Annotated in this window: 19 protein-coding genes; 12 read left to right on the top strand and 7 right to left on the bottom strand. The window is 70.5% G+C overall.

Annotation, left to right across the window (positions count from 1 at the left end; genetic code table 11):
• The first annotated feature begins 84 nt into the window (after nt 1–84).
• The 6 genes from ACIBK4_RS39060 to ACIBK4_RS39035 all read left to right on the top strand — a co-directional run bounded on the left by ACIBK4_RS39060 (nt 85) and on the right by ACIBK4_RS39035 (nt 8,575).
• A complete protein-coding gene (locus ACIBK4_RS39060; protein WP_399002858.1) occupies nt 85–2,466 on the top strand; it encodes a phosphoketolase in 2,382 nt (793 codons plus the stop codon).
• A gap of 43 nt (nt 2,467–2,509) precedes the next feature.
• Entirely contained in the window at nt 2,510–3,523 is a 1,014-nt protein-coding gene (gap, locus tag ACIBK4_RS39055; RefSeq protein WP_399002856.1) for a type I glyceraldehyde-3-phosphate dehydrogenase, read from the top strand.
• 150 nt (nt 3,524–3,673) lie between these two features.
• Nucleotides 3,674–6,364 (top strand): GNAT family N-acetyltransferase, encoded by a 2,691-nt coding sequence (locus ACIBK4_RS39050; protein ID WP_399002854.1) that lies wholly within the window; start codon nt 3,674–3,676, stop codon nt 6,362–6,364.
• A 12-nt stretch (nt 6,365–6,376) separates the two neighbouring features.
• Nucleotides 6,377–7,108 (top strand): CBS domain-containing protein, encoded by a 732-nt coding sequence (locus ACIBK4_RS39045; protein ID WP_399002852.1) that lies wholly within the window; start codon nt 6,377–6,379, stop codon nt 7,106–7,108.
• Between the two features lie 20 nt (nt 7,109–7,128).
• Entirely contained in the window at nt 7,129–7,638 is a 510-nt protein-coding gene (locus ACIBK4_RS39040) for a flavodoxin domain-containing protein (protein ID WP_399002850.1), read from the top strand.
• Nucleotides 7,639–7,879: 241 nt separating this feature from the next.
• Entirely contained in the window at nt 7,880–8,575 is a 696-nt protein-coding gene (locus tag ACIBK4_RS39035) for a hypothetical protein (protein ID WP_399002848.1), read from the top strand.
• Between the two features lie 152 nt (nt 8,576–8,727).
• On the opposite strand, the gene ACIBK4_RS39030 is transcribed toward ACIBK4_RS39035, so the two are convergent.
• Entirely contained in the window at nt 8,728–9,192 is a 465-nt protein-coding gene (locus ACIBK4_RS39030) for a Crp/Fnr family transcriptional regulator (RefSeq protein ID WP_399002846.1), read from the bottom strand.
• Nucleotides 9,193–9,460: 268 nt separating this feature from the next.
• Complete coding sequence (locus ACIBK4_RS39025; RefSeq protein ID WP_399002844.1) at nt 9,461–10,291, bottom strand: universal stress protein; 831 nt, start codon at nt 10,289–10,291, stop codon at nt 9,461–9,463.
• Nucleotides 10,292–10,457: 166 nt separating this feature from the next.
• On the opposite strand from ACIBK4_RS39025, the gene ACIBK4_RS39020 reads away from it, so the two are divergent.
• Together ACIBK4_RS39020 and ppdK are read left to right on the top strand one after the other, a co-directional pair.
• On the top strand, nt 10,458–11,396 hold the full coding sequence (locus ACIBK4_RS39020; protein ID WP_399002842.1) for a universal stress protein: 939 nt from the start codon (nt 10,458–10,460) through the stop codon (nt 11,394–11,396).
• Between the two features lie 15 nt (nt 11,397–11,411).
• Nucleotides 11,412–14,114: a pyruvate, phosphate dikinase gene (gene ppdK / locus ACIBK4_RS39015; RefSeq protein ID WP_399002840.1), complete on the top strand. Its 2,703-nt coding sequence runs from the start codon at nt 11,412–11,414 to the stop codon at nt 14,112–14,114.
• A 102-nt stretch (nt 14,115–14,216) separates the two neighbouring features.
• Here ppdK and ACIBK4_RS39010 read toward each other — a convergent pair whose 3' ends face one another.
• The 4 genes from ACIBK4_RS39010 to ACIBK4_RS38995 all read right to left on the bottom strand — a co-directional run bounded on the left by ACIBK4_RS39010 (nt 14,217) and on the right by ACIBK4_RS38995 (nt 16,993).
• Nucleotides 14,217–14,861 (bottom strand): FAD-binding oxidoreductase, encoded by a 645-nt coding sequence (locus ACIBK4_RS39010; protein WP_399002838.1) that lies wholly within the window; start codon nt 14,859–14,861, stop codon nt 14,217–14,219.
• 284 nt (nt 14,862–15,145) lie between these two features.
• Nucleotides 15,146–15,874 carry a DUF4142 domain-containing protein gene (locus ACIBK4_RS39005; protein WP_399002836.1) on the bottom strand — a complete coding sequence of 243 codons (729 nt, stop codon included), beginning with the start codon at nt 15,872–15,874 and terminating at the stop codon, nt 15,146–15,148.
• A 177-nt stretch (nt 15,875–16,051) separates the two neighbouring features.
• Entirely contained in the window at nt 16,052–16,411 is a 360-nt protein-coding gene (locus tag ACIBK4_RS39000) for an ArsR/SmtB family transcription factor (RefSeq protein WP_390167722.1), read from the bottom strand.
• 207 nt (nt 16,412–16,618) lie between these two features.
• Complete coding sequence (locus ACIBK4_RS38995; RefSeq protein WP_390167723.1) at nt 16,619–16,993, bottom strand: hypothetical protein; 375 nt, start codon at nt 16,991–16,993, stop codon at nt 16,619–16,621.
• 384 nt (nt 16,994–17,377) lie between these two features.
• On the opposite strand from ACIBK4_RS38995, the gene ACIBK4_RS38990 reads away from it, so the two are divergent.
• The 4 genes from ACIBK4_RS38990 (at nt 17,378) to pflA (ending at nt 21,961) form a co-directional block, all read left to right on the top strand.
• Complete coding sequence (locus ACIBK4_RS38990; RefSeq protein WP_399002833.1) at nt 17,378–17,884, top strand: amino acid permease; 507 nt, start codon at nt 17,378–17,380, stop codon at nt 17,882–17,884.
• 3 nt (nt 17,885–17,887) lie between these two features.
• On the top strand, nt 17,888–18,811 hold the full coding sequence (locus ACIBK4_RS38985) for a carbamate kinase (RefSeq protein ID WP_399002831.1): 924 nt from the start codon (nt 17,888–17,890) through the stop codon (nt 18,809–18,811).
• Nucleotides 18,812–18,959: 148 nt separating this feature from the next.
• A complete protein-coding gene (gene pflB, locus ACIBK4_RS38980) occupies nt 18,960–21,218 on the top strand; it encodes a formate C-acetyltransferase (RefSeq protein ID WP_399002829.1) in 2,259 nt (752 codons plus the stop codon).
• 5 nt (nt 21,219–21,223) lie between these two features.
• Nucleotides 21,224–21,961 carry a pyruvate formate-lyase-activating protein gene (pflA, locus tag ACIBK4_RS38975; protein ID WP_399002956.1) on the top strand — a complete coding sequence of 246 codons (738 nt, stop codon included), beginning with the start codon at nt 21,224–21,226 and terminating at the stop codon, nt 21,959–21,961.
• Nucleotides 21,962–22,048: 87 nt separating this feature from the next.
• On the opposite strand, the gene ACIBK4_RS38970 is transcribed toward pflA, so the two are convergent.
• Complete coding sequence (locus tag ACIBK4_RS38970) at nt 22,049–22,657, bottom strand: carboxymuconolactone decarboxylase family protein (RefSeq protein ID WP_399002827.1); 609 nt, start codon at nt 22,655–22,657, stop codon at nt 22,049–22,051.
• Nucleotides 22,658–22,769: the final 112 nt, after the last annotated feature.

The raw sequence follows: 22,769 nt of genomic DNA, 5'->3' as shown, positions 1-22,769 counted from the left end.
GTCCGGCGCGGCAGCCCCGCAGTCCTTTGCCTGCCATGCCGTTTCTCCCGCCCTTGTCCATGCCGATGACTCCCGGAGCTCTTGATGAAGAAGGCCGAACAACCCGCCGCGACCGGACTTTCCGACGACGAACTGCGCACCCTGGACGCCCACTGGCGAGCCGCCAACTACCTTGCGGCGGGCCAGATCTACCTGATGGCGAACCCGCTCCTCACCGAACCCCTGAAGCCGGAGCACATCAAACCCCGGCTCCTGGGCCACTGGGGTACCTCGCCCGGTCTCAACCTCGTCTACACCCACCTCAACCGGGTGATCAAGGCGCGTGAGCTGGACGCGCTGTGCGTGTGGGGCCCGGGACACGGTGGCCCGTCCGTACTCGCCAACTCGTGGCTGGAAGGCAGCTACAGCGAGACCTACCCGAATGTCTCGCGTGACGGAGCGGGTATGGAGCGGCTCTTCAAGCAGTTCTCCTTCCCCGGCGGGGTGCCGAGCCATGTGGCGCCGGAGACGCCTGGATCGATCCACGAGGGCGGCGAACTCGGCTACTCCCTCGCCCATGCCTACGGCGCCGCCTTCGACAACCCGGACCTCCTCGTGGCCTGCGTGATCGGCGACGGCGAGGCGGAGACCGGCCCGCTGGCCGCCGCCTGGCACTCCAACAAGTTCCTCGACCCGGTCCACGACGGTGCCGTCCTGCCGATCCTGCACCTCAACGGCTACAAGATCGCCAACCCGACCGTGCTCTCCCGCCTCCCCGAGTCCGAACTCGACGAACTGCTCAGGGGATACGGCCACGAGCCGATCCACGTCACCGGTGACGACCCGCTCACGGTGCACCGCGCGATGGCCGCCGCGTTCGACGACGCGCTGGACCGCATCGCCGTGATGCAGCGGACCGCCCGCGAGGACGGCGCCACCGAGCGCGTGCACTGGCCGATGATCGTGCTGCGCACCCCGAAGGGTTGGACCGGTCCCGCCGAGGTCGACGGCGTCCCGGTCGAGGGCACCTGGCGCGCCCACCAGGTCCCGCTGTCCGAAGTGCGCGAAAACCCGGAGCACCTACGGCAGTTGGAGGCGTGGCTGCGCTCCTACCACCCGGAGAAGCTGTTCGGCGCCGAGGGCCGGCCCGTCGCGGACGTCCTCGCCTGCCTGCCCGAGGGCACCAAGCGCCTCGGCTCCAGCCCGTACGCCAACGGCGGTCTCCTCGTGCGCGATCTGCCGATCCCCTCCCTGGACCAGTTCGCGGTCCCGGTCGACAAGCCCGGAACCACCCTGCACGAGCCCACCCGCATCCTCGGCGACCTCCTCGAACAGGTCATGCACGACACCTCGGCGAGCCGCGACTTCCGCGTCGTCGGCCCCGACGAGACCGCCTCCAACCGGCTCCAGGCCGTGTTCAACGCCAGCGGCAAGGCCTGGCAGGCAGGGTTCCTGCCGGTCGACGAGCACTTGGACCGGCACGGCCGGGTGATGGAGATCCTGTCCGAACACACCTGCCAGGGCTGGCTGGAGGGCTATCTCCTCACCGGCCGGCACGGACTGTTCTCCTGCTACGAGGCGTTCGTGCACATCGTCGACTCGATGGTCAACCAGCACATCAAGTGGCTGAAGACATCGAGGGAGTTGGCGTGGCGCGCACCCATCGCCTCCCTCAACTACCTGCTCACGTCCCATGTGTGGCGCCAGGACCACAACGGCTTCTCGCACCAGGACCCCGGCTTCGTCGACCACGTCCTCAACAAGAGCCCCGAGGTCGTCCGGGTCTACCTTCCGCCGGACGCCAACACCCTTCTCTCGGTGGCGGATCACGTGCTGCGCAGCCGCGACTACGTCAACGTGGTCGTCGCCGGCAAGCAGCCCTGCTTCGACTGGCTCTCCATGGACCAGGCCCGCGCCCACTGCGCGCGCGGCGCCGGGATCTGGGAGTGGGCCGGCACCGAGAACGGCGGCGAACCCGATGTCGTGCTCGCCGCGGCCGGTGACGTTCCCACCCTGGAGGTGCTGGCCGCCGCGCAGTTGCTGCGCAGGCACCTGCCCGACCTCGCCGTCCGCGTGGTCAACGTGGTCGACATGACGAGGCTCATGCCGCGCGAAGAACACCCGCACGGCATGAGCGACTTCGAGTACGACGGCCTCTTCACCGCGGACAAGCCGGTCATCTTCGCCTACCACGGCTACCCGTGGCTCATCCACCGCCTCGCCTACCGCCGCACCGGCCACGCCAACCTGCACGTGCGCGGCTACAAGGAGTCCGGCACCACGACCACGCCCTTCGACATGGTCGTCCGCAACGACCTCGACCGCTACCGCCTCGTCATGGACGTCATCGACCGCGTCCCCGGCCTCGCGGTACGCGCCGCCGCCGTACGCCAGACCATGGCCGACGCCCGCACCCGCCACCAGGCCTGGATCCGCGAGCACGGCACCGACCTGCCCGAGGTCGCCGACTGGACCTGGGGCGCCTGACCTCACGCCACAACATCCCTGCTCTGCAAAGGAGTTCGCCGCCATGACCGTACGCGTCGGCATCAACGGCTTCGGCCGGATAGGCCGCACCTATCTGCGCGCGGCACTCGACCGCGCCGAGGCGGGCACCCAGGACGTCGAGGTGGTCGCGATCAACGACATCACCTCGCCCGCCACCCTCGCCCATCTCCTGGAGTACGACTCGACGTTCGGGCGCATCGGACGCGAGGTGAGCCACGACGACAGCTCGATCACGGTCGACGGCACGCGGATCGCCGTCAGCGCCGAACGCGACCCGGCCGCCCTGCACTGGTCCGACTACGGCGCCGGCATCGTCGTCGAGTCCACGGGCCGCTTCCGTGACCGCGATTCGGCCGCCCTGCACCTGAAGGCGGGCGCCCACACCGTGCTGCTGTCCGCGCCCGGCAAGAACGCGGACGCCACCATCGTCATGGGCGTCAACGACTCGACGTACGACCGCAGGCAGGACCGGATCGTCTCGGCCGCTTCCTGCACCACCAACTGCGTCGCCTCGATGGTCAAGGTGCTGCACGACGCCTTCGGCATCGAGCGCGGCATGATGACCACCATCCACGGCTACACCAACGACCAGTCCCTGCTGGACGGCCCGCACAAGGACCTGCGCCGGGCCCGCTCGGCGGCGCTGAGCATCATCCCGACCAGCACCGGCGCGGCGCGTGCGGTCGGCCTGGTGCTGCCGGAGCTGGCCGGCGCCCTGGACGGCATCGCCGTACGCGTGCCCGTCGAGGACGGCTCGCTCACCGACCTCGCGGTGGTGCTGCGCCGCGAGGTGACGACCGAGGAGATCAACGCGGTCTTCGACGAGGCCGCCGAGGGCCCGCTCAACGGCATCCTCCGTGTCTCGAAGGCCCCGATCGTCTCCCGCGACGTCATCGGCGACCCCTCGTCGTGCATCTTCGACCCGGCCCTGACCCAGGCGCACGGCACCCTGGCCAAGGTCTTCGGCTGGTACGACAACGAGTGGGGCTACACCAACCGCCTCCTCGACCTGACGGCACTGGTCGCCGACGACTGAGCACGACCGCGAGAGGCCCCGTGCGGTGGGCCTGTGCGGCTGGTTTCCGAGGGCCGAAAGGCCCCATGGTCCGCCCCCAGGCAGCCCATGGGGCCTTTCTCCGTTCCGCGGGACGCTCGAAGTGTCGAAGAACCTTGGAGGAGACCCGTGATGACGGATTACGCACTCAGCCGACCCACCGTCCATGCGCTGCTGGCGGACGGCACCACCGTGTGCATCCGTCCCGTGGTGGCGGGCGATCACGACCAACTGGAGGGACTCTACGAGGAGATGTCCCCGGAGAACCTGCGGCTGCGGTTCTTCGGAGTGAGCCGCCGGTCCGCCGAGATGGCCGCCGACCGCGCCTGCCGGCCGCACCCCGGATACCGTGCCCTGCTGGCCGAGGCCAAGGGCCAGGTGATCGGACTCGCCGAGTACGACAACGGCGGCACCGGCACAGCGGCCGACATCTCCGTCGCGGTCGCCGACGGACTGCACCACCGGGGCGTCGGCACCCTCCTCGTCGAGCACCTGGTCTCCGCCGCCCGCGCCGAGGGCATCACCACGTTCACGGCCGACGCGCTCAGCGAGAACCACGAGATCCTCCGGCTCTTCGCCGACCTCGGCCTGCGCATCGCACGTCGTTTCGAGGGCCCCGAGATGCGCTGCACCATCGAACTCGACGAGGACGAGAACTACCTGTCGGCCACCGAGGCACGGGGCCGCGCGGCCGATGTCGCCAGTCTCGTACCGCTGCTGCGCCCCGACGCGGTCGCCGTCGTCGGTGCCGGACGCAGGGCCGGTTCCGTGGGCCGGGCGATCCTGCACCACCTGAAGGCGGGCGGCTTCACCCGTCGCCTCTTCGCGGTGAACCCCGCCGCGACCTCGATCCTCGGCGTGCCCAGTTACCCCTCGGTCGGCGCGCTGCCGAAGACACCCGACCTCGTGGTCGTCGCCGTCCCCGCCGCCGCCGTCCCGGCCACCGCCGAGGAGTGCGGCAAGGCAGGCGCACGCGCCCTCCTCGTCGTCACCGCGGGACTCGACCCCGCGCAGGCCGAGGCGCTGACGGCGGCCTGCCGGACGTACGGCATGCGGCTGGTGGGCCCCAACTGCCTCGGGGTCTCCAACACCGACCCGGAACTGAACCTCGACGCGACCTTCGCCGCCGACCATCCCCGCCCCGGCACCGCGGGCATCGCCGTGCAGTCCGGCGGCATCGGCATCGCCCTGCTCGACGGGCTGTCCCGGCTCGGCATCGGCGTCTCGACCTTCGCGTCCCTGGGCGACAAGTTCGACGTCAGCGGCAACGACATGCTCCAGTGGTGGGAGAGCGACGGCACCACCGACCTGGCCCTGCTGCATCTGGAGTCCTTCGGCAACCCGCGGGCGTTCTCCCGTACCGCCCGCCGCGTGACGCGCCGGATGCCCGTCCTGACCGTCGACGCGGGCCGCACCGACGCCGGCCGCCGCGCCGCCGCCTCGCACACCGCGGCGGCCGCCACCCGCACCATGACACGCGGGGCGCTGTTCACCCAGGCAGGCATCACCGCGACCCGCTCCGTCGGCGAACTCCTCGAAGCAGCCGCCCTGTTGCACTCCCAGCCGCTGCCGACCGGATCCCGCGTCCTGATCGTCACCAACGCCGGGGGAGCCGGGGTCCTCGCGGCCGACGCCTGTGCCGAGGCCGGGCTCAGCCTGCCCACCCCCACCCCCGAACTCGTCGACGACCTGCTCGCCGTACTCCCCGAGGGCGCCGCGATCGGCAACCCCGTCGACGCCACCGCGGCCGTCTCCGAGGAGCAGCTCAAGGACTGCGTGGACCGCGTCATGCGGCACCCCGGCATCGACGCCGTCCTGGTGGCGCTGGTCCCCACGGCGGTCGCCGCGGCGACCGGCGACGACCTCGTGCGCGCTCTGACCTTGGCAACGGGCCACAGGCCCAAGCCGGTTGCCGTGGTCCGGCTCGAACAGGCCCTGCCGGTCGAGCTGTTGCCCACGACCGACCTGCGAACCGTCCCCGCTTACGCCGAACCCCAGGCGGCGGCAAGGGCGTTGGCCCACGCCGCCCACCGCGCGGCCTGGCTCGCCCGGCCCGCCGGGACGATCCCCGACCTCGACGGAGTCGAGACGGTGCGCGCCCACACCGTCGTCGAGGCCTACCTCGAAGCGAACCCGGACGGCGGCTGGCTCGGCCCGCGCCAGTGCGCCGAACTCCTCGGCTGCTACGGCATTCCCCAGCTCGCCTGGGCCTGGGCGGAGACCGAGGACGACGCCGTCCTCGCCGCCGACCGGCTGCGCGGCGCCGACGGCCGGGTGGTCATGAAGGCCCACTGGCCGGGCCTGCTGCACAAGAGCGAACAGCACGCCGTCCACCTCGACCTGCGCGGCGACGCCCAAGTACGCGCCGCCTTCCGGGACTTGGGGACCCGGTTCGCCGGACTCATGACGGGCGTGGTCGTGCAGCCGCTCGCCGAGCGTGGCACCGAGCTGTTCGCCGGCGTCGTCCAGGACCAGGTCTTCGGACCGCTCGTCCTCTTCGGCCTCGGTGGCACCGCCACGGAGATCCTCGCCGATCACACCGCCCGGCTCGCCCCGCTCACCGACCACGACGTGCACGACCTGATCACGGCCCCGCGCTGCGCCCCGCTCCTGTTCGGCGCGCACGGCAGCCCGCCCGTCGACCTCGAAGGCCTCGAACAACTGCTGCTGCGGCTCTCCCGGATGGCGAGCGACCTGCCGCAGCTGGCCGAGGCCGACTTCAACCCCGTACTCGCGGCACCGGGCGGCGTCTCCGTCCTCGATGCCCGCGTCCGCCTGCTGCCCACCAGGCCGCAGGACCCGTATCTGCGCCGACTTCGCTGAGGAGGGAACACCATGAAGCACAACAAGGTCGGCTCCGTGATGACCACGGAGGTCGTCCGGGCCACGTACGGAACGCCGTTCAAAGAGGTGGCACGCCTGCTCGGCGAACACCGCGTCAGCGGCCTGCCCGTCGTCGACGAGGACGACCAGGTCATCGGAGTCGTCTCCGAGACGGACCTGATGGCCCACCAGGCCGAAGCACCCGACCCGTACGAGCCGAAGAAGCGGTTCCGGTTCGCCGACCTGACGCGCAGCGCCAAGCGGCGGGCCGCGAAGGCGACCGCCCGGACCGCCGGCCGGCTGATGACCGCGCCGCCCGTCACCGTGCACGCAGAGGACACCATCGTCGAGGCCGCCCGGACCATGGCCCAGCACCGTGTGGAGCGGCTGCCGGTCCTCGACGAGGAGCATCGGCTCGTCGGCATCGTCACCCGCCGCGACGTGCTCCAGGTCTTCCTGCGGCCCGACACGGAGATCCGTGACGAGGTCGTCGACGAGGTCCTGGTCCGTGCTCTGTGGCTGGCGCCGAGCACCGTCGACGTCTCCGTGGTGGAGGGCGTCGTCACGCTCTCCGGCCACATGGAGCGCAAGAGCGAGACGGAGATCGCCGTCTCCATGGTCCGGCAGATCGACGGGGTCGTCGCGGTCGTGGAGAAGCTCTCCTACCGGACGGACGACTCCCGCATCCACCCCGAGGAGCAGACCTACCGCGGTGTCACCGACACCTGGGTGCGCCACCTGTGAACTGAGAGGAGACGAACGCCATGCCAACCAGTGTGCTGGTGGCCTACGGGACCACCAACGGATCCACCGCACAGATCGCCGAGACCGTGGCCGAGGTCCTGCGCAAGGCGGGGCTCGTTCCCGACCTGCTGCCAGCCAGGTCCGTCGTGGACGTGACGCCGTACGACGCCGTGGTGGTCGGCGGCGCTCTGTACGCCGCCCGCTGGCACCGCGACGCCCGCCGGTTCCTGAGTCGGCACGGTCGCCAACTGGCCGCGCGCCCGGTGTGGTTCTTCAGCAGCGGACCGCTCGATCCCTCCGCCTCGGAGCGGGACATCCCGCCCGTGCACGGCGTACGGCGTGCCGTCACCCGGCTCGACGTCAGGGGCCATGCCACCTTCGGCGGTTGCCTGGAGGAAGGGGCCAAGGGACGGATCGCCCAGTCGATCGTGCGCAACGGGAAGGGCGGGGACTTCCGCGACTTCGGCGCGATCGAGGAATGGGCGACACGAATCGCGGACGAGCTGCTGAAAGAGCGGGGGGAGGACTGAAGCTGCCGGACCTCTCCTTGGCAGGGAACAGCTCCGGTGCGGAACCGATGCGCCGGGGTTGTTCCGGGCGTACGGCAGGATTTTCCCGGAGAGCTTGGTGGCGCTTCCGCAACCGTTGTCCTCATCGGGAACGTCTTCAGGAGCAGTACGTACCCATGGGCGGGAACGAATCGACCACCCGGTCTCACGTGCTGCGCAGGTGGGTAACTGGCCAGGGACGGCGGCCATCGGGGGTAAGAGCGTGCGAATCACCGCAGTCATCAGGAATTGCGTGGATGTGGCCCGGATCATCCATGGTGACCTGACCCCATTATTCAAGCGTGCTGTCGCGGAAGTGTGTCCGCCGGCGAAGCACATCTGGGACTCGTGTGACGCGGTCGACCATCCGGGCCGCTTTCTCGCAGAGAAGGCCATGACGACGGACTTTTCTGTGGCGGCTTCCGCATGGGCAGATCGTGGATCGCGCCGTGGACGTGCTGGCGTCCGATTTCCCCAGGCACGGGCAGCCCGCCCGGATATCGAGCAGCCTCAGCGTGACCGCCGGGTGAAAGAACTGGAGTCGTTCGAAGCGCGACGTGCAGAGCGCCGGGAACGTGAGGCGGCAAAGCAGGCGCGCATGAGGGATCGAAGTGTCGAGCGGGAGAGGGACAAGCGGGCGGAGCGGGAGAAACGCGCACGGGCGAGTGAGACCCCGGCGGAGCGACGGCGTCGACGGGTCCGGACCTGGACGCCGGCACAGCCGGAACCGGCGGCGGACACCGAGGCCATGCTGGCCGGTGTGATGAAGTATTACGGGGAGAACGCGGACGTCCCGAATGCCGAAGCCATGCTTACCTCGGTAGCAGCAGTCTGTGGCGAAAACAGCGTGCCGGCGCGGATCGCACGTACCAATCTCGCACGTGCTCGGGCGCGGAGTGCCGCAGCGGGTGCAAGCTGATCGGTTTCGCCGAAGTGGTGCAGTCGACCTTGAGCAGCGATCTCCCCCAGTCCATCCGGCAGTTGGCGGGCGAGCGGGATCCCGGTACTCGCCCGAGGACCTTCAGTCGAGGAAGCGAGTGGAACTCCGGGTCGGGCCGGTGCGTATGGCGGTCATCGCGGTCCCTCGGTTTCGTGCGGCGTGTGAAGGGAGACCAACAGGGCCCGGGCGGCGGTCAACCGGTGGGCCAGCACCCGGCCGACCCAGTGCTCGACGGACCGGCCGAACTCGGCGTCGTCCAGGCACAGCAGCCGGACGCCGACCGCGTCGAACTCGTAGGCCTGCACTTGGGTCACCGTCGCGGCGCCCAACTGCCAGGCGTAGGGCTCGTAGAGCCAGGACCAGCCGACGAGATCACCGACTCCGAGGGTCTCGACGACCGGGGGCCGACGGTCGGGCACTTGCATGTCGAGGGCGACGGTGCCGTGCTGGATGATCCAGAACCGGTCGGCGTGCCCGCCCTCCTCGAACAGCCGGGTGTCCGGCGGGAAACGCACCTCGCGGCCGAAGTGGAGCAGCCGTTCGCGATGCACCTGGGGCAGTGCGTGGTTCACACGGAGTGCCATTGACGGGGGCATCAGTTCGCCTCTGTTTCGTGTTCGGCTTCCAGCGCGACGACCGGGGGTTTGTGCCAGGGGCGGGTTCCCGGCGTCGGCTTCGAGCGGGGGGGTGCGGGCAGGGAGGCCGGAAGTCCGCGGGCTGTCGCAGGCCACGGTGAGCGCAGCGCGTTGCCGTAGCCCGGTCAGTCGTGGGAAGGCCTCGCCATACCTCTCACCGTGCGTCGCGCTCACCCCGGCCCACAGGGGCCGAACGGCCTGTTCGGCGGGGCCGAACCTCCCCTGCGGGCTACGACGGCACGACGGCGACCGGGCAGTGCGCGTGCTTCAGGAGGGCCTGGGCGGTGGCACCCGGGGCGGTGTGGCGTCCGATCACCACCAGCCCGGATGCCTCGGAGGCGTGGGCCAGGGCCTCGGCCGGCGGGAACAGCAGCACGTCCTCCCGGACCTCCACCTCCGGGTACTTCCCGCGCCACGGCCGCAGCGCGTCGGACAGCAGATCCTCCTCGCGGTCCTCCCAGGTGGCACGATCCGTCTCCGACACGGGGACGGGCGACGCGGCGGCGCCCGCCGGCAGCGCCCAGGCGTGCAGCGCGTGCAGCCGGACGCCGTGCAGCCGGGCGGCCTCGAAGGCGAAGCCGAGCGCGCCGCCCGCCGGGTCCCGGGCGTCGACACCCACGGTCACCGCGTCGGTGTGGCCCGGCACATCGAGTCCCGCGAGGGTCCCGGGTACGAGCACCAGGGGCCGGGCGCAGCCTGCGGCGAGTGCCGCCGCGGTCGAGCCCAGGGGCATCCGGGTGTGCTGACCCTCGCCGCGCAGGCCGAGGACGACGAGTTCCGCATGTGCGCTCGCCGCCCGCAGCTCGGGGACGGGCGCTCCGGTGAGGCTCACCGCCCGGACCGTCAACGACGGGTGCCGTGCGGCGAGTTCGGCGACCACGTGGTCCGCCACGGTGTCCGGGCGGTAGGGCCACTGCTCCACCGGGTCCAGGTTCTCGGGCGGCGCCACATGCACCACCCGCAGCGGCAGTCCGCGCCGCAGCGCCTCGCGTGCCGCCCAGTCCGCGGCGACGCGGCTGCGCGCCGACCGGTCGACGCCGGTGATGATCACTCGTTCCATGGTGTGCCGCCCTCCAGGTCCGTGGCCCTACCACTCTGACCGTGCGGGGCGGGCGAGCGCTGGGGCCGAACGGACCCCGGTTGGAGACCTGGCGGCCCATACCTGCCGGTAGACCCCGGGACGACCCTGGAGGGGAGGAGCAGACCGAGCGCAGGAGGTGCGGATCATGCTGCCGCCCGTCATCGCCGGAGTCGACGGTTCCGCCGAGAGTCTCGCCGCCGCCGAGTGGGCCGCCCGCGAGGCGGCACGCCGCGACCTGCCGTTGCGGCTGACCCACGTCTGGAACTGGCACCCGCGCCAGGACGACGGCGAGCCCGTCACGGCCGCGCAGCGCCATCAGGCGGCGCGCGTCCTGCGACAGGCCAGGGGGCGGGTCCGTGCCGTCGCCCCGAACATCCGCCCGTACGACGAGCAGATGGAGGGTCCCGCGACGGCCGCCCTGCTGAAGGCGGCCGAGGAGTCCGAGCTGCTCGTACTCGGCTCACGCGGCCTGAGCGGGGTCACCGGATTCCTGGTCGGCTCGGTCGCGCAGGGGGTGGTGGCCCGTGCCACCCGTCCCGTGGTCCTCGTCCGGGCGGGCGAGGAACCTGCCGACGAACACCTCCCTGCGCCCGGCGGGCGCCCGTCCATCCTGACCGGCTACCGGGACGTGATCCTGGGCGTCGACCTGGGCGATCCCTGCGACACGGTGATCGCATTCGCCTTCGAGGCGGCCCGGCTGCGCGGCGCGCGCCTCCGTGTGGTCCACGCCTGGCAGCCGCCGTCCCCACTGGGGCTCGGCCCCGGTGAGATCGGCCTGGTGAGCGGACCACAGTGGGCCGGGGAATGGCTCGGCTTCCTGTCCGCCGTGCTCCAGGTGTGGCGCGACAAGTACCCCGGCGTCGAGGTCGCCGAGACGGTCGTGGAGGGCCGGGCCCGCTCCGCGCTGCTCCGGGCCGCCTCCGGGGCGAGCCTCCTCGTGGTCGGCCGGCACCTCACCGACCGTCCGGCGGGACCGCGCATCGGGCCCGTCACCCACGCCGCCATCCGCCCCCACTCTCGGCTTCGCTCGAGCGGGGGGACCCCCATCGTCGGCTGCCCCGTGGCCGTCGTACCCCACGAGTGAGAGGCCCGAGTCGTGATGACCGCACCGACCAAGTACGTGTACGCGTTCGCCGAAGGCGGCCGCGAGATGGCCGCCCTGCTGGGGGGCAAGGGAGCGGGCCTGGCCGAGATGACCCGGCTCGGGCTGCCCGTGCCGCCCGGATTCACCGTCACCACCGAGGCCTGCAAGGCCTACCTCAAGACGGGCGAGGAGCCGCCCGAGCTGTCCATCGAGACGGCCCGCGCGCTCGCCGCACTGGAGCGGACCATGGGCCGCACCCTCGGAGCCCCCGACGATCCGCTGCTCGTGTCCGTCCGCTCGGGCGCCCGCTTCTCCATGCCCGGCATGATGGACACCATCCTCGACATCGGCCTCAACGACCAGTCCGTCACCGGGCTCGCTGAAGCATCGGGGCAGGAGCGGTTCGCGTGGGACTCCTACCGGCGGCTCATCCAGATGTTCGGGCACACCGTGATGGGCGTGGACGGCGACCTGTTCGAGCAGGCCATCGCCACGCACAAGGCACAGCGTGTGGTGACCGGCGACCACGACCTCGACACCGCCGAACTCGCCCTGATCACCGAGGAGTTCAAGGCCATCATCCGCAAGGAGACCGGCGAGGAGTTCCCTCAGGACCCGGCCGAGCAGCTGACCCGCGCCATCCGCGCGGTCTTCGACTCCTGGAACGGCGAACGCGCCCGCATCTACCGCCGCCGCGAACACATCTCCGAGGACCTCGGCACCGCCGTCAACGTCCAGGCGATGGTCTTCGGCAACCTCCGTTCCCCGGTGACATTCGAAAGCAGCGGCACCGGTGTCACCTTCACCCGCGATCCGGCCACCGGCGAACGCGGCATGTACGGCGACTACCTGCCCGACGCGCAGGGCGAGGACGTCGTCGCGGGCGTCCGCGACGCCCTGCCGCTGAGCGAGCTGAAGCGGCTCAACCCGCGTGTGTACGTCCAACTCGCCCATCACCTGCGCACGTTGGAGCAGCACTACCGCGACCTGTGTGACGTGGAGTTCACCGTCGAGCGCGGCAAGCTGTGGATCCTGCAGACCCGTGTCGGCAAGCGCACCGCCGAGGCCGCCTTCCGTATCGCCCACGACCTGCGCGTGGAGGGCACGATCACACCGGACGAGTCCCTGGTCCGCGTCGACGGCGCCGAACTGACCCGCCTGATGTTCCCCCGCTTCGACACCACCCCCGCCGACGTACCTCTCGCCCACGGCGTCCCCGCCTCCCCGGGGGCGGCGGTCGGCGTCGTGGTCTTCGACTCCGCCGAGGCCGTACGACGGGCCGCGGCCGGCGAGGACACGGTCCTGGTCCGCCGGGAGACCACCCCCGACGACCTCCCCGGCATGATCGCCGCACAGGCCGTCCTGACCAGCCGCGGCGGCAAGACCAGCCACGCGGCCGTCGTCGCACGCGGCATGGGCAAGGTCTGCGTCTGCGGCGCCGAAGCCCTCACCGTCGACCCGGTGGCACGCCAATTCACCACGGAATCGGGCGTGTTGGTGCACGAGGGCGACACCGTCTCCGTCGACGGCACCGCCGGCACCGTCCACCTCGGCGCACTCCCGCTGACCGCGTCCGACGTCGGCCGCGCCCTGGAGACCGGCACTGCGAGCGGTCCCCTGACGGAGGCGGTCCTGGGCGCCCTCGCTCACGCCGACTCCGTACGACGCCTCGAAGTCCGGGCCAACGCCGACACCCCCGAGGACGCCGTACGCGCCCGCAGCCTGGGCGCGCAGGGCATCGGCCTGTGCCGCACCGAGCACATGTTCCTGGGCGAGCGCAGGGCGTTGGTCGAGGCGATGATCCTGGCCCGCGACGACAACGCCCGCCAGAAGGCTCTCGCCGCCCTACTGCCGCTGCAACGCGAGGACTTCACCGGCATCCTCACGGCGATGGACGGCCTGCCGGTGACCATCCGGCTCATCGACCCGCCACTGCACGAATTCCTGCCCGACCGCACGGAGTTGGCCGTACGCCTGGCCCGCACCGAGCACCCCGACCCGCACGACCGCGAACTCCTCGCCGCCGTCGAGCGCATGCACGAGCAGAACCCCATGCTCGGACTGCGCGGCGTCCGACTCGGCCTGGCCGTACCCGGTCTGATGGCCATGCAGGTGCGGGCGATCGCCGAAGCCGTGGTCGCGCGACTGCGGGCCGGCGGCCGGCCACGCGCCGAGATCATGATCCCGCTCGTCGACACGGTCGAGGAGCTGCGCCTGGCGCGCACCGAGGCGGAAGCGGTCCTCGCCGAGGTCGAGACCGAGACCGGCACGACCCTCGACTGCCCGATCGGCACGATGATCGAGCTGCCGCGCGCCGCACTCACCGCCGGACGCATCGCCGAAGCGGCCGACTTCTTCTCCTTCGGCACCAACGACCTGACCCAGACCACCTGGGGCCTGTCCCGCGACGACGCCGAGGCCTCCTTCTTCCCGCTGTACCTGGAGAAGGGCGTCTTCACCGTGTCGCCGTTCGAGACGATCGACCAGGAGGGCGTGGGCCGACTCGTGGAAATGGCCGTCGAGGCGGGCCGAGCCGTCAACTCCCGCCTGGAGACCGGGGTCTGCGGCGAACACGGCGGAGACCCCGAGTCCATCCACTTCTTCCACCGGGTGGGGCTCGACTATGTCTCCTGCTCGCCGTTCCGTATCCCGGCGGCACGGCTGGAGGCGGGGCGGGCGGCCCTGATGGACATCACCGGGTGGAGTGACAGCAGGTAGAAGGGGCGCCGTGGGCGGCGGGTGGGGGGTCCCTGAGGACCGTGCACCCGCCGTCTCAGCGTCTCAGAACAGGGCCGGTACGACGGCCTCGCCGAGGTCAACTCACGCGCGGAACAGACTCCGTAGGACCTTGTCCCACAGCTTCTCGTCCGGCTGGAAGACCGCGAGATGCACGTTGCCGTCTCCCGCGCGCCCGCAGCCGGTGACGATCGACGCGCTGTCCCGGGCGATCACGTCCGCCTCGGCGAGCAGCCGGGGGAGGGACGCACGGGGTACGACGATGTCCATGATCTCGTCGGCGCAGGCCGACTTGGCCGCCCAGAAGGCCCGTTCCCGCGCCTCGATCAGTGGGCGTGCCGCCGCTGTCGGCAGCACGTAGACGTCGGCCGCGCCCAGGTCGAGCAACTGCCCGCCCAGGGTTTCCACATCGGCTTCGAGGACCACGACCAGATAGCCGAGCGCGGTTGTGCGGACGTGCTGGGGGATGCCGAGCCCGAGATCCTGCTGGGCCGTCATCGCGGCCGTCGTGAGCGTGTCGACGTACTCCAGGGCCGGCGGGTCCAGGCCTCCGGTCAGCAGGTGCTGCACGGCCCGCGCGATCTCCTCGGCCGTGGCGAACGGCGCCAGCACTGTCGCGCCGTGCCCGGCGCGGGGCTTGAGACGCAGGGTCGCCTCGGTGACGAGGGCGAGGGTGCCCTCGGAGCCGACGATCAACTGCGTCAGGTCGTAGCCGGTGCTGGTCTTCACGTATTTCCCGCCGCTGCGTACGACCTCCCTCCGTTCTGCCGCCCGGGTTGTACGGACGGCCGACAGTGTTCGGGATCCTGCGCGCCTGACACCCGAGGTGGTTCTCCGGTGTGTGCCGCGGGGTGGCGCCGGGCTGCTCGGGACGAGCGTGGCGGCCATGCCACCAAGCCAACTCGCGGGATGTTGGCGAGGGCAGGGGCCGAAGGTCCCTGCGCACCTGCCGATTGCCCCCGGTTGGGCAGGACGCGGCGGTCTGGTCGATGCGGACGGCTCGGCCCCTGTCCTCAGCGCACCGACGGACTTGGCGAGAGCGTGCTGGTCGCCTGCGGGGTGAGAACGACCTGCGGCTGTGTCGCGGCCGGGGGCGGCGGGGTCATGTCCTGAGCCGGGAGCGTGGGCGCGGTGGTCTCCTGGGGGAGGACCTGGCCGAAGTCGACCAGGCCGGTCTTCTCCAGGACCGTGAGGTGGTCCAGGTCGGTGTCGTTGGCCCGGTCGGCCAGGGCGCGGACCAGTGAGTTCCTCGTGGTCGTGCGGACGCTCGCGATCGTGGAGAGGGCCTGGCCGTCCACCGCGCGCAGGAGGGTGACCATGTCGGTGTCGAACTTTTTGCCGGTGTCCGCCTTCAACGTGGCCACGAAGCCCCGCTGTTGGGGCGACGGCCGATTGGGCAGGGTGATGTCCAGCCGGCCGGCGACTTCGCGGCTGGCGGCGTCCAGCGAGGCACGCCCGTCGATCAGATGCTCCCCTGCGGTCCTGACCGCTTTCGTCGTGCCCTTCCGTAACGCCATCTGACCGACGGGGTACTCCCACAGTCCGGCGGAGCGCACCTCGACCACGAAATCCCGGTCGGCTTCCGTCAGCGGTCCGGTGGCCGGGGTGGCGATGACCCGCTCGGGCGCGCTGTGGACCTTCTGGACTCCGAGCACGGCGGGGTAGAGGAGCGATCCGAGGGTGAGGCTGAGCGCACCACCCACGAAGAGAGTTCCCGCCGCGTTGCGTGAAACGAGCACCATGTCTCCTGTCCGGTTCGGAAACCGCACGTACGGGAGTACGGATGCGGGGTCCCGCGGAACCTCTCGGGCTCGCAACGGGTTCGTAATGCCGATCTGCGTTCGGCATTCCGGCTCAGGCCGCGCAGAACCTCTCCCTGCGGCCTTGCGCTCGCTGACGTCGCGAACGGCGTCCCGGCGTCACCGAGATGTGGGCAGCGGTTGCTCCGGGGTGTCCGCCTGCTGGAGTTCGGCGAGGATCTGGTTCTGTCCGGTGAGGAGTTCGGTGAGGATGCGGCGCGCGGCGCGCAGGAGGTCGGCGACGTCTCCACCGGCGAGCGCGTAGCGGACCGTGGAACCCTCCCGCATGGACACGACGATGCCGGAGCGGCGCAGGACGGCCAGTTGCTGCGACAGGCTGGACGGCTCGATCTCGATGTCGGCGAGCAGGTCCCGCACGGACACCGGCCCGTGCTGGAGGAGTTCCAGCACCCTGATGCGCACGGGGTGCCCGAGCATGCGGAAGAAGTCCGCCTTGACCTGGTAAAGGGGGACCTGCATGGATGCTCGCTCCTTGCCGGGTGGGTGGGAATGCGGCTCGCGGGACGTGGCGGCTTCCGAGGGCGGCGTCACACCACAGGCCGCCCTCGGAAGCCGATCCTTCACGCCCGTGGCCCTGCACGGGCGCACCTTGTGACCATGCTGATGTGATGAGTTGAAGAAGTCTTCACATCAAGGGCAGGCGTGATCCCTGCACGTCGGGCCGGGCTAGATCTCGATCGCCTCCTCCACGCGCTTGAGTTGGTGGCGGGCCATCGCCAGGTTCGAGCGGCCCTTGTCGAGCACGAGGTACAGGAACAGGCCGTTGCCGTTGCGGCCGGTGACCAGGCGGATCAGGTGGTACTGGCTGTCCAGCGTGATCAGGATGTCCTCGATCTGGCCCTTGAGGCCCAGTTGCTCCATGGTGCGCACCTTGGCCCGGATCACATCCGTGTTCCCGGCGGCGGCGACCGTCAGGTCCAGGCTCTTGCTGCCGCCGAGCGTGCCCAGCGCCATCCCGCTGGTGTAGTCGACGACCGCGGCCCCCAACGCCCCCTCGATCCCGGCCGTCATTTCCTTCAGCGACACTTCCACATTCGCCACTGCGCCACCCCTTGTGTTCCGTCGGCTGCGGCGGACCGGTGCCGATCCGCCTCGGTGCCGGGACCGTACGCAGGTGGCTCTCGCGTCCGGGGAGTCTCTTCGGGACTGATCTGCGACGACCGGACAACGCCACGACGGGACCTGTTGATGGTCCACAACTGGTCCGACCGGTACGGAAGTTGACGCCCGTTCCGGCGCGAGCGGAACGCCGGTTGCACATTCTGGGGCCCGTCCACGAGGCGTGTGGGTGGGCCGTTCGGGACCTGACAGCCGGGACCAATGGCCCCGGGTGGGGATATTCGGCCACTGACCACGGTGACCGCCGCCGAGAAGGATCAGGCACGGATCGATTCCCCCGCAGCGACGCGCGCAAGGAGTACCACCATGGCCAGGACGCCAAGACGTAGTGAAGGGGCGATGCCCAAGGCGGCACTCGGCCTCTCCGGTGCGACCGCGCTCGTGGTCGGGACCATCATCGGGACCGGGGTGTTCGCCCTTCCCTCGGCCCTCGCACCGTACGGGCCGATCGCGCTCGTGGCGTTCGGGATCGTCACGCTGGGCGGCCTCGCGCTGGCAGTGACCTTCGGGGCGCTGTCGAAGCGCGTCCCGGGGAGCGGCGGACCGTACGTCTACGCCCGTGAGGCCTTCGGTGAGTTCGCCGGATTCCTCAACGCCTGGTCGTACTGGATCACCGCCTGGGCGGGGAACGCCGCGATCGTGGTGGCCTGGGTCGGTTATGTCGAGGTGTTCGTCAACACCGGCCACAAGACGGCCATTTCGATCCTCATCGCGCTGATCGGGCTGTGGATCCTCGCCGCGATCGTCTTCGACCAGGCGGAGAACCGACTGCACACCATCAAGGCCGTACTCGTCGCCACCCTGGAGGACTGAGCCATGCGCATCGTCATCGCGCTGGGCGGCAACGCCCTGCTGCACCGCGGCGAACGCCCGGACGCCGCCGTCCAGTTGGCGAACATCGACCGGGTGACCACCGCGATCGCCGCTCTGGCCACCGAGCACGAGATCGTCATCACCCATGGCAACGGCCCCCAGATCGGCCTCCTCGCCATGGAGAGCGCCGCCGATCCCGCCCTCAGCGCGCCCTATCCGCTCGATCTGCTCGGTGCCCAGACCCAGGGCATGATCGGCTCCCTGCTGGCGCGCACCCTGCACGACGCCCTGCCCGGCCGCCGGATCGCCGCCCTGGTCACCCACACCCTCGTGCGGGCCGACGATCCGGCCTTCGAGCACCCCACGAAGTTCGTCGGTCAGGTGTACTCCCACGACGTCGCGTCTGCGCTCGCCCGCCGACGAGGCTGGCTCATCGGCGCCGACAGCACCGGCTGGCGCCGCGTGGTTCCCTCCCCGGCACCCGAACGGATCCTGGAGACGGACACGATCCACGAACTACTGGGCTGCGGCACGCTCGTCATCTGCGCGGGCGGCGGAGGCATTCCCGTCACGGCGGACTACGACACCGGTGCGCTCACCGGTGCGGAGGCGGTCGTGGACAAGGACCTCACGGCAGCGCTGCTCGCCGAGGACCTGAAGGCCGACTTCCTGCTCATCCTCACGGACGTGCCCTGCGTGTACTCCGGCTACGGCACGCCCGACCAGCAGCCCGTCCTCGGCGCCACCCCCGCGCAGCTGCGCGGCGGTGACTTCCCGGACGGCTCCATGGGACCGAAGACCGAGGCCGCCGCCCGGTTCGTCGAACGCACCGGGGGACTGGCCGCGATCGGCGCCTTGGACGCGGCGTACGAGATCGTCCACGGCAGGTCGGGCACGCTCGTCCGGCCCGACCTGCCCGTCGTATGAACGCGTCCCGACGGGGGAGGGCCGTTCGGCCCACCCCGGGGGTCCAACGGCCAAGGTCAGGCCCCTGACCGGCCCTCCCGTCGGCGGAGGAGCCGCACGAGTATCGGTAGTGAGGCATTCCAGTGCGAAGCGAGGGAGAGAACCGGCGATGACCATCACAGCGGCGGCCGGAACACGTTCGTCCGAGGCATGGCGCGGCTTCGCCGGCACCGCCTGGCGCGAACGCGTCGACGTGCGCGACTTCATCCAGGCCAACTACACCCCGTACGAAGGCGACGCCACCTTCCTGACCGGCCCCACCGACCGCACGCGCGCCGTCTGGGAGAAGGTCAGCGCCCTGTTCCCCGAGGAGCGCAGCCGGGGCATCCTCGACGTCGACACCCGCACCCCCTCCACGATCACCTCGCACGCCCCCGGATACATCGACCGCGAACGGGAGTTGATCGTCGGCCTGCAGACCGACGCCCCGCTCAAGCGCGCGATCATGCCCAACGGCGGCCTGCGCATGGTCGAGAACAGCCTCAGGGCGTACGGCTACGAGGCCGACCCGTTCGTCTCGCGCGTCTTCGGCACCTACCGAAAGACCCACAACGACGGCGTCTTCGACGCGTACACCCCCGAAATGCGCGCGGCCCGCAAGGCGGGCATCATCACCGGACTGCCCGACGCCTACGGCCGCGGCCGGATCATCGGCGACTACCGGCGCGTGGCGCTGTACGGCACGGACCGGCTGATCGAGGCGAAGAAGGCCGAGCGGGCCCTGCTCGACGCCTGCGCCTCCTCCGTCGAGGTCATCCGCGACCGGGAGGAACTCGCCGAACAGACACGGGCGTTGGGCGAGCTGACGCGGATGGCGGCCACGTACGGCTGTGACGTCTCCCGCCCCGCCGCCACCGCCCACGAGGCCGTGCAGTGGCTCTACCTCGGCTACCTCGCCGCCGTGAAGGAGCAGAACGGCGCCGCGATGTCACTCGGCCGCACCTCCACCTTCCTGGACGTCTATCTCCAACGGGACCTGGAAGAAGGCGTGTTGGACGAGTCCCGCGCCCAGGAACTGATCGACGACTTCGTGATCAAGCTGCGGATCGTACGGTTCCTGCGCACCCCCGAGTACGACGCCCTGTTCTCCGGCGACCCGACCTGGGTGACGGAGTCCATCGGCGGCATGGGCGCCGACGGCCGCACCCTGGTCACCCGGACGTCCTTCCGCTTCCTGCAGACCCTGTACAACCTCGGCCCCGCCCCGGAACCGAACCTGACGGTCCTGTGGTCGCCCCAACTGCCCTTCGCCTTCAGGGAGTTCTGCGCCCAGGTCTCGATCGACACCAGCGCCGTCCAGTACGAGTCGGACGAACTGCTGCGCCCGTGCACCGGCGACGACACCGCCATCGCCTGCTGCGTGTCGGCGATGCAGGTCGGAAAGCAGATGCAGTTCTTCGGCGCCCGGGTCAACCTCGCCAAGGCACTCCTGTACGCGGTCAACGGCGGCCGGGACGAGATGACCGGCGAACAGATCGCGTCGCCGACGCCCCCGCTGACCGGCGAGTACCTGGACTACGAGGAACTGTCGAAGGCCTACGACCACGTCCTGGACTGGCTGGCCCGGACGTATGTCAACGCGCTCAACGTCATCCACTACATGCACGACAAGTACGCCTACGAGCGCATCGAGATGGCCTTGCACGACTATCCCGTGCACCGTTTCATGGCCTGCGGCATCGCCGGTCTGTCGGTCGCCGCCGACAGCCTGTCCGCCGTCAAGTACGCCCGGGTGAAGGTGTTCCGGGACGCGAGCGGCCTCGCGGTCGACTTCCGCACCGAGGGCGACTTCCCGGCGTACGGCAACAACGACGACCGCGCCGACGGCATCGCCGTGGGGCTGGTGGAGTCCTTCATGGAGAAGGTGCGCCAGTACCCCACCTACCGGGGCGCCGAACACACCCAGTCGGTGCTGACGATCACCTCGAACGTCGTCTACGGCAAGCACACCGGCAACACCCCAGACGGCCGCCTCGCCGGACAGCCTTTCGCACCCGGCGCCAACCCGATGAACGGCCGTGACCGGCACGGGGTCGCCGCCTCCGCGCTCTCGGTCGCGAAGCTGCCGTACGAACAGGCCCGTGACGGGATCTCGCTGACGACGACGATCACGCCCGAGGGGTTGGGGCACGCGCCCGACGAGCGGGCCGGACACCTGGTGGGGATCCTCGACGCCTACACGGCCGCGGGCGGCTTCCACATGAACGTCAACGTGCTGGACCGGGCCACGCTGGAAGACGCGATGGAACACCCGGAGAATTACCCGGACTTGACGATCCGCGTCTCCGGCTACGCGGTCAACTTCGTCCGGCTGACCCGCGAGCAGCAGCTCGACGTGATCAGCCGTACCTTCCACGGATCGCTGTGAGCAGGGTGCGCACCGCGACCACCGGCCGGATCCACTCCTGGGACCTGTCCACCGGCGTGGACGGGCCCGGGACCCGGTTCGTCCTCTTCGTCAACGGCTGTCCGCTGCGCTGCCAGTACTGTGCCAACCCCGATACCTGGCACATGCGTGATGGCCAGGAGATGAGCGTCGACGCGGTGATGGCGGAGATCGGGAAGTTCCAGGGCTTCGTCACCACGGCCGGCGGCGGGGTCACCCTCACCGGCGGCGAGCCCCTGCTCCAGCCCGTGTTCACCGCGGAAGTCCTGCGCCGCTGCAAGGAGGCCGGCCTGCACACGGCCCTCGACACCTCCGGCTTCCTCGGCGCCCGCGCCACCGACGAACTCCTCGCCGACACCGACCTGGTGCTCCTGGACATCAAGTCCTTCGACGTCACCACCTACCGGAAACTGACCGGCGGCGAACTCGCCCCCACCCTGAACTTCGCGACGCGGCTGGACCGGCTCGGCATCCCGATGTGGATCCGGTACGTCCTGGTCCCCGGCTGGACCGACGACCTGAAGTCCGTGGACGCCCTGGCCGGTTTCGTGGCGGGCCTCGGCGCGGTTGAGCGGGTCGACGTGCTGCCCTTCCACAAACTCGGCGCCGCGAAGTACGAAGCTCTCGGCGTCCCCTTCCCGCTGCTCGACAATCCGGTGCCCGACCCCGATCTGATCGAGAGCGTCCGCGAATGCTTCAGGAGGCGTGGAGTTCCGGCCTACTGAGTGCCGCGCCGTATCCGATGGGAGTCACTCGGCCAACAGCCACAATGGTCCGTCCCCATGGCCCGGCGCCAGGACCCACCCACCCGCCTACGACGGCTTCTCCTGCGGCTTGGTCTCGATGGCCCGGCCCACCGTGAGTGCCTCGCGGAGTCCCGGCTCCAGGTCCTGGAACGCCGCGTCGGGTTCCGTGCCCGTGGCGTCGAGCACCTTGGAGAAGAAGCACCGGGCCCCGGCGGCGAGCGTCACGTCGAAGATCTCCTCGTCGGTCAGACCGTGCGCCCGCAGCTCGTCGATGTCCGCCTGCATCACCTGGTCGGCCGCCAACGCCACTTTCTCGGCGAAGGCCACCACGGCACGCTCGGCGGCATCGAGGGGCGCGGTCTCACGGTCCGTCAGGAGCCGGATCACGCCCTCGGAACCCATGACCTGCTCCGCGAGCATCCGTCCGTGCGCCAGCGTGCAGTAACTGGACCGCAGAGCGCCGGCCGCCGCGACGGTCGCCAGCTCGTACCGGCGCAGATCCATGGACGACTTGATCGTCGCGTTGAGCTGCTGCCAGGCGCGGTAGACGTCGGGGCGATGCGCGAACGTCTTCGTGAAGTTCGGAACGTACCCCCAGGACTTCTGGTCCCCCTCATAGATCTCGGCAACCGCGCTGTCGGCGGCTTCCTCGGGCACCGTACGTATAAAGGCCATCGGACCCTTCCCCCTACGTAGATCCGCCGGGCCGCCCGTTCACGACGTCGGCCTCTCCCCTTGATACGCCCCCCGGCCGCCCCCGTCCACGGATCCTCGTGGAATCGGCCGG

The sequence above is a fragment of the Streptomyces sp. NPDC050528 genome (assembly GCF_044457795.1).
GTDB lineage: Bacteria > Actinomycetota > Actinomycetes > Streptomycetales > Streptomycetaceae > Streptomyces.
This window is presented reverse-complemented; position numbering and strand designations above follow the sequence as displayed.

Excerpts from the sequence above, each read along its gene's own strand:
- ACIBK4_RS39050 (WP_399002854.1), top strand. The coding sequence starts at position 3,674 with ATGACGGATTACGCACTCAGCCGACCCACCGTCCATGCGCTGCTGGCG.
- pflB (WP_399002829.1), top strand. The coding sequence starts at position 18,960 with ATGACCATCACAGCGGCGGCCGGAACACGTTCGTCCGAGGCATGGCGC.
- ACIBK4_RS39040 (WP_399002850.1), top strand. The coding sequence starts at position 7,129 with ATGCCAACCAGTGTGCTGGTGGCCTACGGGACCACCAACGGATCCACC.
- ACIBK4_RS39060 (WP_399002858.1), top strand. The coding sequence starts at position 85 with ATGAAGAAGGCCGAACAACCCGCCGCGACCGGACTTTCCGACGACGAA.
- ACIBK4_RS39030 (WP_399002846.1), bottom strand. The coding sequence starts at position 9,192 with ATGCCCCCGTCAATGGCACTCCGTGTGAACCACGCACTGCCCCAGGTG.
- ACIBK4_RS38970 (WP_399002827.1), bottom strand. The coding sequence starts at position 22,657 with ATGGCCTTTATACGTACGGTGCCCGAGGAAGCCGCCGACAGCGCGGTT.
- ACIBK4_RS39020 (WP_399002842.1), top strand. The coding sequence starts at position 10,458 with ATGCTGCCGCCCGTCATCGCCGGAGTCGACGGTTCCGCCGAGAGTCTC.
- ACIBK4_RS38985 (WP_399002831.1), top strand. The coding sequence starts at position 17,888 with ATGCGCATCGTCATCGCGCTGGGCGGCAACGCCCTGCTGCACCGCGGC.
- ACIBK4_RS39000 (WP_390167722.1), bottom strand. The coding sequence starts at position 16,411 with ATGCAGGTCCCCCTTTACCAGGTCAAGGCGGACTTCTTCCGCATGCTC.
- ACIBK4_RS39045 (WP_399002852.1), top strand. The coding sequence starts at position 6,377 with ATGAAGCACAACAAGGTCGGCTCCGTGATGACCACGGAGGTCGTCCGG.
- gap (WP_399002856.1), top strand. The coding sequence starts at position 2,510 with ATGACCGTACGCGTCGGCATCAACGGCTTCGGCCGGATAGGCCGCACC.
- ACIBK4_RS39025 (WP_399002844.1), bottom strand. The coding sequence starts at position 10,291 with ATGGAACGAGTGATCATCACCGGCGTCGACCGGTCGGCGCGCAGCCGC.
- ACIBK4_RS39005 (WP_399002836.1), bottom strand. The coding sequence starts at position 15,874 with ATGGTGCTCGTTTCACGCAACGCGGCGGGAACTCTCTTCGTGGGTGGT.
- ACIBK4_RS38990 (WP_399002833.1), top strand. The coding sequence starts at position 17,378 with ATGGCCAGGACGCCAAGACGTAGTGAAGGGGCGATGCCCAAGGCGGCA.
- ppdK (WP_399002840.1), top strand. The coding sequence starts at position 11,412 with ATGACCGCACCGACCAAGTACGTGTACGCGTTCGCCGAAGGCGGCCGC.